Annotated in this window: 16 protein-coding genes; 8 read left to right on the forward strand and 8 right to left on the reverse strand. The window is 49.3% G+C overall.

The features are described from left to right. From KDN34_RS00240 to KDN34_RS00250, 3 genes are all read right to left on the reverse strand, one after another. Complete coding sequence (locus KDN34_RS00240; RefSeq protein ID WP_212594987.1) at positions 1-345, reverse strand: heavy metal-binding domain-containing protein; 345 nt, start codon at positions 343-345, stop codon at positions 1-3. A 109-nt stretch (positions 346-454) separates the two neighbouring features. After that, positions 455-883 carry a hypothetical protein gene (locus tag KDN34_RS00245; protein WP_212594988.1) on the reverse strand — a complete coding sequence of 143 codons (429 nt, stop codon included), beginning with the start codon at positions 881-883 and terminating at the stop codon, positions 455-457. Positions 884-1,543: 660 nt separating this feature from the next. After that, positions 1,544-1,903: a hypothetical protein gene (locus tag KDN34_RS00250; protein ID WP_212594989.1), complete on the reverse strand. Its 360-nt coding sequence runs from the start codon at positions 1,901-1,903 to the stop codon at positions 1,544-1,546. 337 nt (positions 1,904-2,240) lie between these two features. On the opposite strand from KDN34_RS00250, the gene KDN34_RS00255 reads away from it, so the two are divergent. Together KDN34_RS00255 and KDN34_RS00260 are read left to right on the forward strand one after the other, a co-directional pair. Then, positions 2,241-2,804 (forward strand): NapC/NirT family cytochrome c, encoded by a 564-nt coding sequence (locus tag KDN34_RS00255; protein WP_212594990.1) that lies wholly within the window; start codon positions 2,241-2,243, stop codon positions 2,802-2,804. A 165-nt stretch (positions 2,805-2,969) separates the two neighbouring features. Beyond that, on the forward strand, positions 2,970-5,321 hold the full coding sequence (locus KDN34_RS00260; protein ID WP_212596463.1) for a Tex family protein: 2,352 nt from the start codon (positions 2,970-2,972) through the stop codon (positions 5,319-5,321). 47 nt (positions 5,322-5,368) lie between these two features. On the opposite strand, the gene KDN34_RS00265 is transcribed toward KDN34_RS00260, so the two are convergent. Next, entirely contained in the window at positions 5,369-5,869 is a 501-nt protein-coding gene (locus tag KDN34_RS00265; protein WP_212594991.1) for a hypothetical protein, read from the reverse strand. Between the two features lie 37 nt (positions 5,870-5,906). Then, positions 5,907-6,692 carry a pimeloyl-ACP methyl ester esterase BioH gene (gene bioH / locus KDN34_RS00270; protein WP_212594992.1) on the reverse strand — a complete coding sequence of 262 codons (786 nt, stop codon included), beginning with the start codon at positions 6,690-6,692 and terminating at the stop codon, positions 5,907-5,909. A gap of 24 nt (positions 6,693-6,716) precedes the next feature. On the opposite strand from bioH, the gene KDN34_RS00275 reads away from it, so the two are divergent. Both KDN34_RS00275 and nfuA read left to right on the forward strand, forming a co-directional pair. Continuing rightward, positions 6,717-7,448: a ComF family protein gene (locus tag KDN34_RS00275; RefSeq protein WP_228730385.1), complete on the forward strand. Its 732-nt coding sequence runs from the start codon at positions 6,717-6,719 to the stop codon at positions 7,446-7,448. Between the two features lie 142 nt (positions 7,449-7,590). Next, entirely contained in the window at positions 7,591-8,169 is a 579-nt protein-coding gene (nfuA, locus tag KDN34_RS00280; protein ID WP_212594993.1) for a Fe-S biogenesis protein NfuA, read from the forward strand. A gap of 72 nt (positions 8,170-8,241) precedes the next feature. On the opposite strand, the gene KDN34_RS00285 is transcribed toward nfuA, so the two are convergent. Continuing rightward, positions 8,242-9,597 (reverse strand): MATE family efflux transporter, encoded by a 1,356-nt coding sequence (locus KDN34_RS00285; protein ID WP_212594994.1) that lies wholly within the window; start codon positions 9,595-9,597, stop codon positions 8,242-8,244. 20 nt (positions 9,598-9,617) lie between these two features. Here KDN34_RS00285 and KDN34_RS00290 point away from each other — a divergent pair, with 20 nt between their 5' ends. The 4 genes from KDN34_RS00290 (at position 9,618) to KDN34_RS00305 (ending at position 14,005) form a co-directional block, all read left to right on the forward strand. Beyond that, entirely contained in the window at positions 9,618-10,673 is a 1,056-nt protein-coding gene (locus KDN34_RS00290) for a polysaccharide deacetylase family protein (RefSeq protein ID WP_212594995.1), read from the forward strand. A gap of 203 nt (positions 10,674-10,876) precedes the next feature. Beyond that, positions 10,877-11,602, forward strand: coding sequence for a glycosyltransferase family 2 protein (locus KDN34_RS00295; RefSeq protein ID WP_212594996.1), 726 nt, complete (start codon positions 10,877-10,879; stop codon positions 11,600-11,602). Continuing rightward, complete coding sequence (locus KDN34_RS00300) at positions 11,586-12,287, forward strand: TVP38/TMEM64 family protein (RefSeq protein ID WP_228730386.1); 702 nt, start codon at positions 11,586-11,588, stop codon at positions 12,285-12,287. The genes KDN34_RS00295 and KDN34_RS00300 overlap by 17 nt, the downstream gene beginning before the upstream one ends. Then, positions 12,284-14,005 (forward strand): ArnT family glycosyltransferase, encoded by a 1,722-nt coding sequence (locus KDN34_RS00305; RefSeq protein WP_212594997.1) that lies wholly within the window; start codon positions 12,284-12,286, stop codon positions 14,003-14,005. The genes KDN34_RS00300 and KDN34_RS00305 overlap by 4 nt, the downstream gene beginning before the upstream one ends. 92 nt (positions 14,006-14,097) lie before the next feature. On the opposite strand, the gene KDN34_RS00310 is transcribed toward KDN34_RS00305, so the two are convergent. Both KDN34_RS00310 and lexA read right to left on the reverse strand, forming a co-directional pair. Further along, positions 14,098-14,583, reverse strand: a complete 486-nt coding sequence (locus KDN34_RS00310; RefSeq protein WP_212594998.1) for a cell division inhibitor SulA — start codon at positions 14,581-14,583, stop codon at positions 14,098-14,100. Beyond that, positions 14,580-15,200: a transcriptional repressor LexA gene (lexA, locus tag KDN34_RS00315; RefSeq protein ID WP_212594999.1), complete on the reverse strand. Its 621-nt coding sequence runs from the start codon at positions 15,198-15,200 to the stop codon at positions 14,580-14,582. Before lexA ends, KDN34_RS00310 begins: the two co-directional genes overlap by 4 nt. Positions 15,201-15,272: the final 72 nt, after the last annotated feature.

Consider the following 15,272-nt stretch of genomic DNA (forward strand, 5'->3'; position numbering starts at 1 on the left):
TTATTGTTGCTGCATGTGCATCGCGTGCATAGCACTGTCACCCTGCGATTGTGCTGGCACCAGCTTCATACCACATTTCGGGCAGCTGTCGCCTTTATGTCCAGTCACTTCTGGATGCATTGGGCAGTGATACACCACAGCATCAGCTTTGGCTTTCACTAGCTTCATGCCACATTTCGGGCAGGAATCGCCTTTGTGTCCGGTCACTTCCGGATGCATTGGGCAGTGATAAACCTCGGCTGTGTCAGCAGCTTTAGTTTGTTGAACGGCTTCACCAGCGTAACTGTAGCTGGTTAGGCCAAGACTTAACATTAGGGCAAAAAACAGGGTAAAAAGGATTTTCATAAGTCACTCCATAGCGGGCAAGACTGAGATCGCTAAGACATCAGTAACAGACCCAAAAATTAATTCAGCTTGTGTTTAGTAGATTTCGGGCACAGGTGTGCCGTAGCAGTTATGCAATGGGGGGTTTTAAACTGGGATTAACGTCAACAGAGTGGAAATGAGGCATAGGGGTTGCAACGGCAACTTCAGGCTGCTTGGCTGTCGGCCAGGAAACGGCTGCCAGAAGAGTACCTGTCACGGATATCACTAAACAATGACCACCTTTACAGAGTCCCTTGCCGTCACAGCAGTGATGGGTTGCAGTGTCGGGAAGCACTTGTGCAACATGGTGCCCATCACAACAGTCGGGAGTCATAGTCTTTTGAGTGTGACAATCCATTGAAGCAGCCATTGGCTGGCTGCTTGTCGCCGACATCATCATTGTGGGTTCTGTAGCATTAGCAGATGGAATCATCCAATGGTCATTAGATAGCAACCCCTGCCCGATAAACGCGAGCATGGTGAGTATCAATCCCATATGACGACGCAGCCGTTGCATAAGATGTCCCAAAATAATGATCGCCTAAATTTTAACACGTCCTAAACAGACTAACTTGATTAAATTCACAATTATCTGAATCTATTCTAAAACTTTAGGCAATCTCAACGCCTATCTTCATGGTTCCTCAATAATTGACCTTGAGTGGTCAGCAAGTTGGCGATAATGCCAGCTTCGCGTTGTAGCGGTAACGTGATGATATTGTTATTGATATCGATGACGTTAACGAATGGTCGTCGCAGATAGGCTTTTGCTGTCGCTGCATCATTCAGGTGGGTAAGTTTAGTGAGACCTGCTTTTTGATCCCCAACGTTTACCTGTAAATGCAGCGGTTCTGACGTGACCCAAGTGCTGGCGTCATCTGCGCTGTAACGAAATAAATTACGGTACCACCAGGAGATTCGAACCTCTGGTCAGTTGTAGCCTGTCGCTGTGGTTTGTATTGGGGAGACCATCAACGCCGCCAAGTTGTAAAACCTCGGGCCATGAGAGTTGTGCCGCTTGCAGTTGTGTGGCGATAAGTACGGTTGATGTCGCGAGAAAGGCGGCGACAGTCGCTGTTAAGGAGACTTTCGTAAACATAGTCATTACTCCAAAATATCGGTAACCAATAATAAGATGTGATGAAGTCGTTTAGACTTAGATACGCGTTATTGATGATTACAGCGAATCTGGAGGCGGAGTTTTTAGGCCGTTGATAACGGTTTGCACACTCCAGCTATTATGGGAAATGGCTTGAGTAGCCGTATCGTCTAGCGTCGCTAAGCCAATGGGGAGTGGTGCCGATATCAAATTAGCACAGTGAGTCACACAGGTTCCTGCCGGGCTACAGTTGGCTGTAACGGCACTGCATTGCCGACCGTGCATTTGTCCCTGACAGCAATGCTTCATTGTCTGCGGCTCAACTAACATTTGGGCAAATGTGTGCTGAGCCACTGGCATCGCCACCGCTTGTCGCGGCGAAAGCGCCTGACTGAACAGCATCATCAGTACAGTGATGGTTAACAGCAAATTTCGCATTATTGGCATGATGTCAGTATGACAAACCTGTTATTAAGAGGCGTTGTATCGGAAAAAGTTGCATTGAAGAAAAAACCTTAACCGGGATTAAATTGAGCAGGATCAAGGAATAATTTTGCGATTAAGCCATTTGCGCAGAATTGCCAAAATAAAAAAATAGTGGGCAGCAATAGATGCGCTAAATTAGCTAAGTTGATTAAGCAGAGTTAGACCTCCGTCGCATTTTAGCTTATTAAGGTCAGATTAATTAAATAAAGTTGGTTTATAATCCGTTTCGGAAAAAGGTATTGTTAAATACTAAAAAAAGAAATTGCATATTCCATATTGGAGAAGAGTGATGAATTGGCGTGCACTATTCAAACCCAGCGCAAAGTATTCCATCGTTTCACTGTTGATTGTCGGTGTAGTGATCGGTGTCATTGGTTACTTTGCCACACAGCAGACATTACATTTTACTAGCTCAGATGCTTTCTGTATGAGCTGCCACAGCCACCATTCTATTCAGAAAGAGTTGATGGCATCGCCTCACGGCAGCAACCCTCAGGGTATCACCGTGACCTGTGAAGATTGTCACTTGCCACATAACCCTATCAAATACCTGATGAAAAAGATCGTGGTATCTAAGGATCTGTATGGCTTCCTGACTATCGATGGTTTTAATACTCAGGCATGGTTGGACGCAAACCGCAAAGAACAGGCAGATAAAGCTCTGGCTGACTTCCGCGCCAATGATTCTGAAAACTGTCAGCACTGCCATACTCGTATTTTCGAAAATCAGCCTGAATCTATGAAGAAGATTGCGGTAACCATGCACAGCATGAACTTCAAGAAAGATCCGGATAAGCGTAAAACTTGTGTGGATTGCCACAAGGGTGTAGCGCATTTCTATCCAAAGGGCTAAGTAATCGTCGCTCTTCATTGAAAGCCGGTGCAGCGCACCGGCTTTTTTTATGTCGTTATCGACTAAAAGCCAACACCTTGTAGGCTAACAGGTCATAAACCTTTATGGCGCTCTGTGGTATTGTTGGCGCATTTAACGCTAGTGAACAAACTGATTGTTGGATTTATGCACAATATTGCTCAAATCATCGCTCAGGAACTGGATGTTCGTGAGCAACAGGTAGCAGCAACCATAACGCTGCTGGATGAAGGTTCTACGGTGCCATTTATTGCCCGTTACCGTAAGGAAGTTACCGGAGGCCTAGACGATACCCAGTTGCGTACCCTTTATAGCCGCCTCGGTTATTTGCGGGAACTGAATGAGCGCCGCGAAGTCATTCTGAAGTCAATTAGCGAGCAGGGCAAGATGACGCCGGAATTGGAAAAAGCGTTGCATGACGCGGATACCAAAACTCGCCTCGAAGATCTTTACCTGCCCTTTAAGCCTAAACGCCGAACCAAAGGACAGATTGCGATTGAAGCCGGTATTGAACCGCTGGCTGAGCAATTGTTTGCGGCTGTGGGGGATCACCATCTCGACCCAGAGCAATTAAGCAGCGCATACCTTAATGCTGACGCTGGCTTTTCTGACGAGAAGGCGGTACTGGATGGTGCCCGCTATATCCTGATGGAACGTTTTGCAGAAGATGCAGATCTACTCGCGAAAGTAAGACGCTATTTGACAGAAAATGCGTTGCTGGAAAGTAAAGTGATCAGCGGTAAGAAGCAGGAAGGGGCTAAATTCCGCGATTATTTTGAACATAGAGAACCCGTCAGTCAGGTGCCCTCACATCGCGCGCTGGCGATGCTACGCGGTCGCAATGAAGGTGTGCTCAGTTTGGCACTAAATGCTGATCCCGGCACTGAGGCTAAAGAAGGCAGTTACTGTGAGCAGATAATTGCCGCGCATCTGGGTTGGCAATTATCTGACTGCGCGGTTGATCGTTGGTTACGAACTGTAGTGACTGCAACCTGGCGCATTAAAATTGCACTGCAGATGGAAACCGAATTTATCGCGCAGATGCGTGAAGCTGCGGAAACGGAAGCTATCAAAGTGTTCGCCCGTAATCTTGGCGATTTGTTGATGGCAGCGCCGGCAGGTGCCAAAGCGACAATGGGATTAGATCCCGGTTTGCGTACCGGTGTGAAAGTGGCTGTAGTGAACGATACCGGTAAGCTGGTGGCTCACACCACCATTTTCCCACATGCGCCACAAAACCAGTGGGACAAGTCGGTAAGAACCTTGGCAACGCTGGCTAACATGCATCAGGTGGAGTTGATCGCTATCGGTAATGGCACTGCTTCTCGGGAAACGGATAAATTGGCGGCAGATGTTATCGCCGCAGTTAAAGAACAGCGCCCACATCTGACCAAAGTGGTGGTGAGTGAAGCCGGGGCTTCGGTGTATTCAGCTTCCGAATTTGCGGCCAATGAATTCCCGGATTTAGACGTGTCACTGCGGGGCGCGGTGTCTATTGCCCGCCGTTTGCAGGACCCGCTTGCCGAACTGGTAAAAATTGAACCCAAATCAATTGGGGTGGGTCAGTATCAGCATGATGTCAGCCAAAGTCAGTTGTCCACGTCACTGGAAGCGGTGGTAGAAGACTGTGTAAACAGTGTCGGTGTAGACGTGAATATGGCGTCGGTTCCATTATTGAGCCAGGTGGCAGGACTTAACCGCACATTGGCAAAAAATATCGTCGATTATCGCGATGAAAATGGCCGCTTCAATAATCGTAAAGCGTTACTTAACGTGCCTCGCCTTGGGCCGAAAGCGTTCGAGCAGGCGGCTGGCTTCTTGCGTATTCATGGTGGCGATAATCCATTGGATGAGTCAGCTGTGCATCCTGAAGCCTACATGCTGGTGGAAAATATCTCGCAAGCCAAAAGCACGCCATTAGCAGCGATCATCGGTAACTCCGCACTGCTAGCCAGTCTGAACCCACAGGATTTCACGACTGCAGATTTTGGGCTGCCAACGGTTACCGATATTCTCAAAGAGCTGGATAAACCGGGTCGTGACCCGCGCGGAGAATTTAAAACCGCGAGCTTTAAAGATGGTGTTGAAGCTATCACCGATCTAAATCCAGAAATGGTGCTGGAAGGGGTTGTCACCAATGTGACTAACTTTGGTGCGTTTGTGGATATCGGGGTGCATCAGGATGGACTGGTACATATCTCGTCGCTCACGGATAAATTTGTGAGCGATCCACACACAGTTGTGAAAGCCGGTGATGTGGTCAAAGTGAAGGTGCTGGAAGTAGACGTACCGCGCAAACGCATTAGTCTTACCATGCGACTCGATGAGAAGGCCGAACCTAAAGTGGTGCAGCCAAAAGCCAATTCGCAGCCGCCTGTGCATAAACCTGCCGCGAAAGCCAATAAGGCCCCTGCACATAAAGCACAGGAAAAAGCTAAGCCGTTAAATGCGGCGATGGGAAACGCTTTTGCTGAGGCATTTGCCAAACTTAAAAAATAGTTCAGCAACCCAAAGCCGAAGTAAATACTTCGGCTTTTTGACCGCTGTCATGCCAATGCCTCTAAATTTGCGGTAGTCAATGGCGAGGTTTGCTGTTGGTAATATTCCGCAATACGGTTACCCAACGCCCGGTAAAAATCGTCAGATTCATCGGGCATTGGATGTTCACTACTGTCTGACGTGGCGGTTTGGCGGTTGTTCAGCGGCGTTGGGTCTACCCGATTACGGATATCTTTGCGATCCAATGCCGGTTTGATAAAGACCGCCGCTAATAGAGATTTCCCCTGCTGCTTTTGTTGCTGGGAACTCTGCTGCTGTTGCTGATTTGATTGTTGCTGTTCATGTACCAGCGTTGCTTGCTTGGCATTTTGTTGCGCGGCATCTGCTGTTCGTTCATTTTGCGCGTTAAAGGCTCTTTCTTCATGGCCTTTAGCGGGCTCTTGTGGCGGGATGACCGGCGGCCGTTGCTGACCCTCAACCCTTGCAGCATCTGTCGCTGGGTTGCTGGTTGCAAGTGGCACTTGTGGATAATTGGAAACAAGTTGCATGGCAAATCCTTTCGGTCATTGCACAAATTGTAAGCAACTATCGGCTGGAATTAAACCCCTTTTCGTACAACCAGCTACGCAAATACCGTAAAAAATCCTCCGGATGGGAAATAAAAGGCGCGTGAGACGACTTGGGTAATATTACGTCTTCGATTTGCGGTGTCACCGGCAACAACGGCACAATTTTTTGCGGTACTAAGCCGTCCAGTCGCCCCCAAACCCTTAACCACGGTAATGTTAAAGAGGATAAGCTGTCACGCAGGTCGACCTGTTTGAGCATAGAAAGCCCCTGAGCGAGGGCGAAAGCGTCGGGCAATGGCTTGGATAGCACCAATTCCTTGAGATGGCGAATATCTTCGCGCGCTGTGTCGCTACCCATCGCCTGGATCGCTAAAAAGCGTTCTACGGTGCGTTGCAGATCCTGCTGCAGTTGCGATTCAAACTGTTGCAGTACCGAGGGCGCAATGCCTGGCCACGCATTATCGGGACGCGCCATAAAACAGGGTGAAGAGGCTACCGTTACTAGCGCTTTGACTTTGTCTGGCCATCGCTGAGCAACGCGTGTCGCCAATAAGCCACCCAGCGACCAACCGATCCAGATGGCATTGCCGGGCAGTTCGGCAATTAATCTCTCCGCCCAATCATCCAAAGTGCCGAACTGAGGTTGGCTGTCACCAAATCCCGGCAAATCAACACAGTAACTTCTATACTGGGGAAGTTGCGTCACCGTTGGCAGGAACACACTGCCGTTAACTCCCCAACCATGAAGCCATACCAGAGGTTGACCATCACCAGCTATGTGGCAAAACAGGGACGATGTCATTAATCACAGCCTGAATTCAATAAAGTGAACAAATTTAGCCCTTTCCTGGCAGGATGCCGGGCGTTAATAGCCGCCAGTTTACCTAATCGTTGTCTGCTGTGTCATCAGCGGCTGCTGTCTGCAAGCTCCGGTATCTGCGACGTCTGCCTGCAAAGTTGTCTGTATCAGACGCCGGTTTGTCTGGGCTGTGGTCTGCCATTAACAACCCCCTGCCGCTACTGTGGCAGTTGTCTGTCCAGACAGCCAATACCGGTGGTGGCTCCTGCGAGTTATCACTCATTGCTGGGACCGTTAATTCCACAAATCAAATACCACGCTCAGTTCGCCGCATTGCCACCGTTGGTGAAGGCACTGGCAGACCGCGTAACACAAGCGCTAAGCGATGAGTTGATCATCTTGCCGCAAGTGCTAGTGCCTGTGCCCCTGCATCCGCATCGATTACGTCAGCGTGGCTTTAATCAGGCCACCGTGATTGCCAAATTATTGGGACAGTACTTACAGTTGCCAGTGGACGAACAACTTGTGCAGCGGCAAACTGAAACATTACCGCAAGCCGGGTTGGACGGGCAGGCGCGCCGAAGCAATTTGCAGGGAGCGTTCCTGGTGACACAGGCGGTGTCGTGGCAGCGGATTGCGCTGATCGATGATGTGGTCACTACCGGAACCACAATCAATGAACTTGCACGTTCACTTTCACCTTGGACCCCTGATTTGCAGGTCTGGTGTCTGGCGCGAGCAGAAGCCCCGGGAATGTGATCCAGATGCCAAGATAATTTAAACCGCCACCTTAAAAACTTAACCTGTAGATGGGGGGACTACAAAGCTGGCTTCATCAGGAGTATCATAAGCCTAATTCTTACCAATTCACTCAGGTTTATCCTGACGGAGCAGGTTTTTCATGATTAGCATTTCTGAATCAGCACAGGCCCACTTTGTCAAACTGCTGGCCGATCAGCCGGAAGGCACTAACATCCGTGTATTTGTTATCAGTCCTGGTACCCCACAGGCCGAGTGTGGCGTTTCATACTGCCCGCCAGATGCCATTGAAAGCGACGATATTGAACTGGAGTTCAATGGCTTCAACGCAATGGTTGATGAAAAAAGCGCTCCATTTCTGGAAGATGCCAGCATCGATCTGGTAACTGATCAGTTGGGTTCACAGTTAACCCTGAAAGCCCCTAACGCTAAAATGCGTAAAGTCGCTGATGATGCGCCGCTGCGGGAGCGGGTGGAGTATCTAATCCAGTCAGAAATCAATCCACAACTGGCCAGTCATGGTGGTCATATTATGCTGGTGGAAATCACTGATGACGGGATTGCGGTATTGCAGTTCGGCGGGGGTTGTAACGGTTGTTCCATGGTCGACGTCACGCTGAAAGATGGCATCGAAACTCAGATGCTGGAGCGTTTCCCTGGTGAACTGACTGGCGTGCAGGACGTGACTGAACATCAGCACGGCTCTCATTCCTATCAGTAACATGCTGCCGAATAAAAATGGCGCCCAAGGGCGCCATTTTTATTCGGCCAGGCTGTGGTTATGCGGGATAATCTAGGATCGCTGCCTGACGAGCTTACCACTGATAAAGTGGTCGCGGTTGACCCAATAATGACCACCGAGTGTCAGTGTGCGCGCCAACATAAATCCGCTAAGTGCAGCCCATAAACCATGATTGCCCCAGTGTTGTAATAACCACCAAATCGGTAAAAATACTCCGAGCGATGCCGTTAACATACTGTTGCGCATTACCGCGCCTTTAGCGGCACCAATATAGACGCCATCAAACAGATAACAGCCAAATGCCAACAACGGCATAAATGTCAGCCAGGGCAGGTAGCTATCCGCAGTGTTGCGTACACTGGCAATATTGGTAAGTAAGGCGACCAGTTGCACCCCGCCGACCATAAACACTAAGCAAAAGCCACAGGCAACCACCAGTGACCAGCCAAATGCGAGTGATACCGCGGCTTTCACCTCATCGTCTCGGCCTTTACCACTCGCCTGACCGACTTCGGCCTCGGCGTAATATGCTATACCGTCAAGGGCGTATGCGATCAGCAACAGTAAATTCAGCAACACTGCGTTAGCGGCGACGATTTCATCACTGATCCCCGCCCCCTTGAAGGTCATAAAGGCAAAGGTTCCCTGGAGACAGAGACTACGAATGAAAATGTCCCGATTAAGTCTTAATAGCTGGGCGAATCCCTGAAGATTAAGCCGTTCCAAAATTGAGGTTAGCGCGATAGATGGCATCTGCTTCAATTCGCAGATCACCACATAAACTGCGACGCCACAGGCGAGCAGATCCGATGCTACCGATGCCAATGCGGCCCCGGCGACGCCCAGATTGAGTCCGAGTACCAGGAATAAGTCCAGCAAAATATTCGCGAGGTTAGCAATGATAAGTTGCCACATCGCCGCCTTGGGTCGCTGCCGCCCTAGCAGCCAGCCGAGTAACACAAGGTTGAGTAAGGCAAATGGTGCGGACCAGATGCGGATCAGAAAATAGCTCTTGGCATAGCTGGCGACTTCTGGACTGGCATTATTCAGGTAATCAGCCAAGGCCCAGATAGGATTTTGTAGCACCAACAGTAGCATCCCTAACCCCAACGCCAGCAGTCCGGACTGCAATAACACTAGCTGCTGTTTACTGCTATCACCGGCACCAAAGGCGTGAGCCGTCAGGCCAGTGGTTGCCATGCGCAGAAATGCCAATAACCAGAACAGCAATGTTATAATGGTCGACCCTAATGCCACGCCGCCAAGAAACCAGGCATCACTCAGATGACCGATAACGGCAGTATCTACCAGTCCCAGTAGTGGCACGGTAATGTTGGACAAAATCATTGGCACAGCCAGCGCCAACAAGCGTCGGTTTTTTTGTCGATCAAACAGGCTGAACAGCATAATTCCCCGGAGGTTGGTAAATGTTAAGTGGTAAACGTGTGTTAGTTGCTTTGGCGCTAATGCTTGCCGCACCCTTGTGTCAGGCGGTGGTCATTCTACAGTACCATCATGTTTCAGAAACCACACCTAAAGTCACCAGCGTGACTCCGGCGCAATTCAAACAGCAGATGCAGTATCTGGCAGAGAATGGATTCAAGGTTGTACCGTTAACAACGGTTGTTGACACCATTAAAAAAGGTGAGGATTTGCCGGTCAAAACCGTGGCCATTACCTTCGACGATGGTTATCGGAGTATTTTTGAAACCGCGCGTCCAATCCTTAAATCTTATGGATTTCCTTATACTTTGTTTGTGTCGATAGCACCCACCGCAAAAGGTTACCGTGAAATGATGAGCTGGCAACAATTGCAGCAACTCGCGAAAGAGGGGGTAACCATTGCTAACCATAGCTATGGTCATGAACATCTTATTCGTAAACTCCCCGGTGAAACCGAGTCGCAGTGGCTCGCCCGAGTGAAGCAAAATATTCTTGATACTGAAGCTGAGTTGAAAGCCAGAACCGGGCAGGATGTCAAAATGCTGGCCTATCCCTACGGTGAGTACAATACCGCATTGCAACAACTGTTGACCCAATTAGGCTATGTTGGCTTTGGTCAGCAATCCGGTGCAGCGGGCCCTTATTCAGAGTTGACCGCGTTACCAAGATTTCCCGCCGCGGGAGTCTATGCCGAAATGAATACGCTAAAGGTTAAACTGCTTGCACGCAATATGCCGGTGGTCAGCAGTTCTCCAACCAATCCAGAACTGGCTGCGGGTCAATGGCAACCGCAATTGCGTGTAACCTTAAAACTCGATGATATCAATCCATCGCAGATGTTATGTTATTTGCCGGGGCAGCCCGCTACTGCACCGCAATGGTTAACCAACGATACCTTTATGATCCAGGCACAGAAGCCTCTGCCAGCAGGTCGCTCGCGTTATAACTGTACCGTACCCAGCAAGCAGGGGAGCGGTTATTACTGGTTTTCGCAAGCGTGGGTCCGGCCGGATGATCGGGGACAGTGGTTAGCGGAATAACCAGATTGCAATTACCTGATTGTTATTAATGACCCAATTATCGGGAAAGCGTCATAAAACGGCGATAGGATGGCGGCTTAAGACTTGCTCCAACGTGCGGGTTTTAGGCATCATATGCAGATCATAATATTTCGCTAATAATTGGCCATTATGCTGAGCGGCGAAATGTCAGAGACCTATTGTTAAGGTTCGGGAGTATATCGTTGATTTCTGTAGTAATACCTGCCAAAGATGAAGCTGGCAACATCGGTCCGCTAATGGATGAAATATGTCAATCACTGAATGGTCTGTGCGATTTTGAAATTCTGGTGGTCGATGATGGCAGCAGTGACGGTACTGCTCAGGAAGTTATCGACACCGCGAATAAAAATCATTGCAGTGCCAAGGCGATTGTTCATAACCGTAGTACCGGACAGAGTACCGCTGTCGCTACCGGGGTTCGCCAGGCATCTGGGAAGTATATTGTGACGCTGGATGCCGATGGCCAAAATGATCCCGCTGATATCCCGGCGATGCTGAAATTGACCGAAAATATTACTGCTGAACATTTTTGTATCGCTGGCTATCGTAAAAACCGCAAAGACACTGCCTGGAAACGCTTCCAATCTCGATTTGCTAACAAAGTTCGCGATGCCATGTTGCACGACGGGGTGCCAGACACCGGTTGTGGTCTGAAACTGTTTCCGCGCGAGACTTTTTTAAGGTTGCCATATTTTAATCACATGCACCGTTATATTCCTGCATTGGTAAGATGTCTTGGTGGCGAAGTCTATATCTCGGTAGTGCATCATCGTGATCGTGGCGTCGGTGTTTCCAAGTACACCGCCTGGAATAGAATGTGGGTTGGCATTGTCGACATTCTGGGGGTGATGTGGCTTATCCGCAGAGCAAAAATAGCAGAGATTAAACGCATTGATAGCACCCAATAATGGACTCAAGCGGCTGGCTAAGGCCGGTGTCGTCGTTGTCATTTTATTGTTACTGACCTGGGCGGTAAAAGAAGGGTGGTTTGAACACCTGACCGATAGTAACTGGGTCGCACGCTTTGTGAAAACTAATGGGCTTTACGGCTGGGGTATTCTATTACTCGCCGGCGGCTTTTTCACCGCAGTTGGCGGCCCACGTCAGGTCATTGCCTTTGTCTTTGGCTTTGCCATCGGAGGCTGGCAAGGCGCGCTATATTCCACGTTAGCGGCGTTGCTGGGATGTGCCATCAGTTTCTATGTGGCACGACTGACCTTCCGCAGTAGTCTGCAACGTCGTTTTGGTCGCAGACTGCAAAAGTTTGAAAATCTGGTGATCCGCAATACCTGGCTCAAAGTCTTGATGATCCGCTTGTTACCGGTTGGCAGCAATTTGTTGACTAACCTGTTCGCGGGGGCTACCCACGTACCCGCCAGAGGCTTTATGGTTGGCAGTACCATCGGCTATTTACCGCAGATGCTGATTTTTTCCTTTGCAGGTGCCGGGTTGGGGTTATCGGATCATATTCAACTAAGCATCAGCATCGTGCTGTTTTTAGTGTCCAGTATTATCGGCGCCTATCTATATCGCAGTCGTTTACAACATCAGGTAGACGAGCTGATTACCGAAGATAAAGAGACTGTTAAATGAATTTCCTGTTCAAACCGTTTGACTCAGACGACTATCGCCGAGTGTTCTGGGCCCTGTTCTGGCTGACCCTCGTGGTCATGCTGATCGGTGTCGGTCTGCGCTCTCCTTGGCCAGCTGATGAACCGAGATTCGTAGAAGCAGCCCGTGAAATGGTGGCTAATGGCCAGTGGCTGTTTCCCAGTCGCGGTGGTGAATTTTATCCGGACAAACCACCGGTATTCATGTGGGCCATTGCACTTTGTTATCTGATTTTAGGAAACCTCAAATTAGCTTTCCTGTTACCCAACGCATTTTGTGGCTTACTGACCGTGATGCTGGTGTATGACCTTGGTGCCAAATTGTGGAATGTTCGCACCGGACGCAACGCTGCATTGTTGCTGTTATTGGTACCACAGTTTCTGGTGCAAGTGAAAAGTGCCCAGATAGATGCCATGGTGATGTGTTGGATTACCGTAGGTTGTTACGGACTGATCCGTCACTTTATGCTTGGTCCGAATTGGCGGTGGTATTTTGTTTCTTGGGCGTTTATGGGCCTTGGCGTCATCACCAAAGGGGTTGGCTTTCTGCCATTATTGATGTTGTTGCCTTTAGGGTTCTATGCTTGGCGCCAACAACTTTATCGCCCTAGTTGGAAGTGGCGGGCGGCATTGGGGCCTTTGGTCATGTTGGCTGTTATTGCTGCTTGGTTGGTGCCAATGGTGTTGACGGTGTTACACAATGGCTCGCCGGAATACACCGCTTACATGAACAATATTCTGTTTAAGCAAACCGGTCATCGTTACGCTAATGCCTGGCACCATATTAAACCGTGGTATTTCTTTATTGTCAGTGTGATCCCTTGGTTATGGTTTCCGCTGCCATTTCTCGCGGTCGCGCACTGGAAGACGTTTGTTGCAAAAATAAAGGCTGATCCGCAGATTGTCATTCTGTTGGCTTGGGTAGCGCTGGTCGTGCTGTTTTTTAGTATCAGTCCAGGCAAACGTAACCTTTATATTTTACCGGCACTACCTATCGCCTCTCTGGCCGTTGCTGCTGCATTGCAAGGTGTGGGACAAAGACGCTGGTTTGAATGGCTAGTGACCGGACTGCTGTGGCTGGTCAGTGGGTTAACCCTGGCACTGGGCGTGATGGCCGTGATGGAAATGCCCTGGCTGCTGAACAAATTGGATGAGTACACTGACAACCTAGCGGCGTTTGGTTACTTCCTCATAGTGATGGCCGTGCTATGGTTGGTGATACTGGGATGGGCACGCCGTTCATTTTCCCTAATCCGCGCCGGAGCCATGACATTTGTTGGTTGGATGTTGTTTGCTACCTGGGGTTATCAGCTATTAGATTCAGTTCGTACACCCAAAGCGGTGTTGCAGCATACGGCTGAAGTCATAGGTAACGACGCCCAACTCGGTTTGCTCCATTTTAAAGAGCAGTTCATTTTGTTTTCACCGCTCGACATTACGCATTTCAGTTATCTGGCACCGCTATCTGAGCAAGAACGTAACGCCTGGCGTTGGATGCTACAGGGTGATAAACGTTATTTGCTGCTACCTGGTGATGACAAATTGCAGTGTTTTGATATGTCGAAAGGGCAAAATATGGGCACAGCTCATCGTATCGATTGGTACTTGTTGGGCGCGGACGCGTTGCTGCCGACATGCCCTGAACCTGAGCGCGTTGAGATTTATCATACTGAGCGTCCGGGGAAATGGATGGCAGAATAAGTGGACTATCAGTGAGATGACAGGCAATAAAAAACCGCAGTGACATCTGCGGTTTTTTATTGCTGTATGAGGAATCAAATTAATAGGTGCGGTTAATGCACGGCCTGCAATCGGGGAAGTGGAGTTGCATTATCCGCACAGGAACTGGTTTCTAGCACAATTCCCATGGCCCGTGCACTTTTGGCAACAAGCTGCAATCGACGTTTATCTTTGTGATCCAGCTGTTCGACCCAACTGATCACCGCACTGGAAGTGCCGCTGGTCAGTGCTTTTTCTGTGGCCCACAAGGCTTCAACTTCGTCGCGGGCGCGAACCTGCAATACGCGATCCATCCTCACTCCAGCCCGCGCGAGCAGTTCTTTGTAACCTATGGCATTCTCAGGATTAATCAGCACAATCCAGCGGCCCTGCTGACTTAATTGTGCCAATTGTGCACTCAGCTGCTGTAATTCCTGACGTCCATGACTGCGTGTCGTTAAATTGGCAATCCCCATTTGCTGCCAGGCGCTATCAGTCGGATAAATCGCTTCCTGCCATAACCCCGGATGTCTGGGGGCGTTACCCATCACAATGCTCATAGCCAGTCTCCATTACGAATTACGCCTACGGCCAGACCTTCAATGGTCAGTGGCTGACAGGTGAGGTCCACTCTAATCGGTTGATAATCATCATTTTCAGGATGTAGTAAAACGATGTTGCCTTTCTTTTCAAACCGCTTAACGGTGACATCATCTTCAACGCGGGCAACCACAACTTGTCCATTACGCGCTTCTTGCACTTTGTGCACGGCAAGCAGATCGCCTTCAAGAATGCCGATGTTTTTCATACTGTCACCGCGTACGCGTAACAGAAAATCAGCACTGGGATGAAACATGGCCGGATCCACCTGGTAATATTGCTCTACGTGTTGCTGCGCCAGAATAGGTTCACCAGCGGCTACCTGGCCAATTAGCGGCAAGCCGGTTTCTTCTTGAGCGGTTTCATCCATAGGTAATCGGATACCGCGGGAGGTGCCCGGCATGATTTCAATACACCCTTTTTTGGCCAGTGCTTTAAGGTGTTCTTCTGCCGCGTTTGCGCTTTTAAAGCCTAAACGACTGGCAATTTCGGCCCGTGTTGGCGGCATACCGGTCTCGGCAATATTGTGCTTAATCAGCTCCAGTATTTGCGCTTGTCGTGGTGTCAGTGGTCTCATATTGATTCCTGTTTTTTCATACAGTAACTGTTAGTATATACAGTATTTTTGATAGCGCAAGTATTAACCAGT

This window comes from Shewanella yunxiaonensis (assembly GCF_018223345.1).
GTDB lineage: Bacteria > Pseudomonadota > Gammaproteobacteria > Enterobacterales > Shewanellaceae > Shewanella > Shewanella yunxiaonensis.

What these genes read in the sequence shown, in the direction of transcription:
- KDN34_RS00240 (WP_212594987.1), bottom strand. Translation starts at nt 345, where the DNA reads ATGAAAATCCTTTTTACCCTGTTTTTTGCCCTAATGTTAAGTCTTGGC.
- KDN34_RS00245 (WP_212594988.1), bottom strand. Translation starts at nt 883, where the DNA reads ATGCAACGGCTGCGTCGTCATATGGGATTGATACTCACCATGCTCGCG.
- KDN34_RS00250 (WP_212594989.1), bottom strand. Translation starts at nt 1,903, where the DNA reads ATGCGAAATTTGCTGTTAACCATCACTGTACTGATGATGCTGTTCAGT.
- KDN34_RS00255 (WP_212594990.1), top strand. Translation starts at nt 2,241, where the DNA reads ATGAATTGGCGTGCACTATTCAAACCCAGCGCAAAGTATTCCATCGTT.
- KDN34_RS00260 (WP_212596463.1), top strand. Translation starts at nt 2,970, where the DNA reads ATGCACAATATTGCTCAAATCATCGCTCAGGAACTGGATGTTCGTGAG.
- KDN34_RS00265 (WP_212594991.1), bottom strand. Translation starts at nt 5,869, where the DNA reads ATGCAACTTGTTTCCAATTATCCACAAGTGCCACTTGCAACCAGCAAC.
- bioH (WP_212594992.1), bottom strand. Translation starts at nt 6,692, where the DNA reads ATGACATCGTCCCTGTTTTGCCACATAGCTGGTGATGGTCAACCTCTG.
- nfuA (WP_212594993.1), top strand. Translation starts at nt 7,591, where the DNA reads ATGATTAGCATTTCTGAATCAGCACAGGCCCACTTTGTCAAACTGCTG.
- KDN34_RS00285 (WP_212594994.1), bottom strand. Translation starts at nt 9,597, where the DNA reads ATGCTGTTCAGCCTGTTTGATCGACAAAAAAACCGACGCTTGTTGGCG.
- KDN34_RS00290 (WP_212594995.1), top strand. Translation starts at nt 9,618, where the DNA reads ATGTTAAGTGGTAAACGTGTGTTAGTTGCTTTGGCGCTAATGCTTGCC.
- KDN34_RS00305 (WP_212594997.1), top strand. Translation starts at nt 12,284, where the DNA reads ATGAATTTCCTGTTCAAACCGTTTGACTCAGACGACTATCGCCGAGTG.
- KDN34_RS00310 (WP_212594998.1), bottom strand. Translation starts at nt 14,583, where the DNA reads ATGAGCATTGTGATGGGTAACGCCCCCAGACATCCGGGGTTATGGCAG.
- lexA (WP_212594999.1), bottom strand. Translation starts at nt 15,200, where the DNA reads ATGAGACCACTGACACCACGACAAGCGCAAATACTGGAGCTGATTAAG.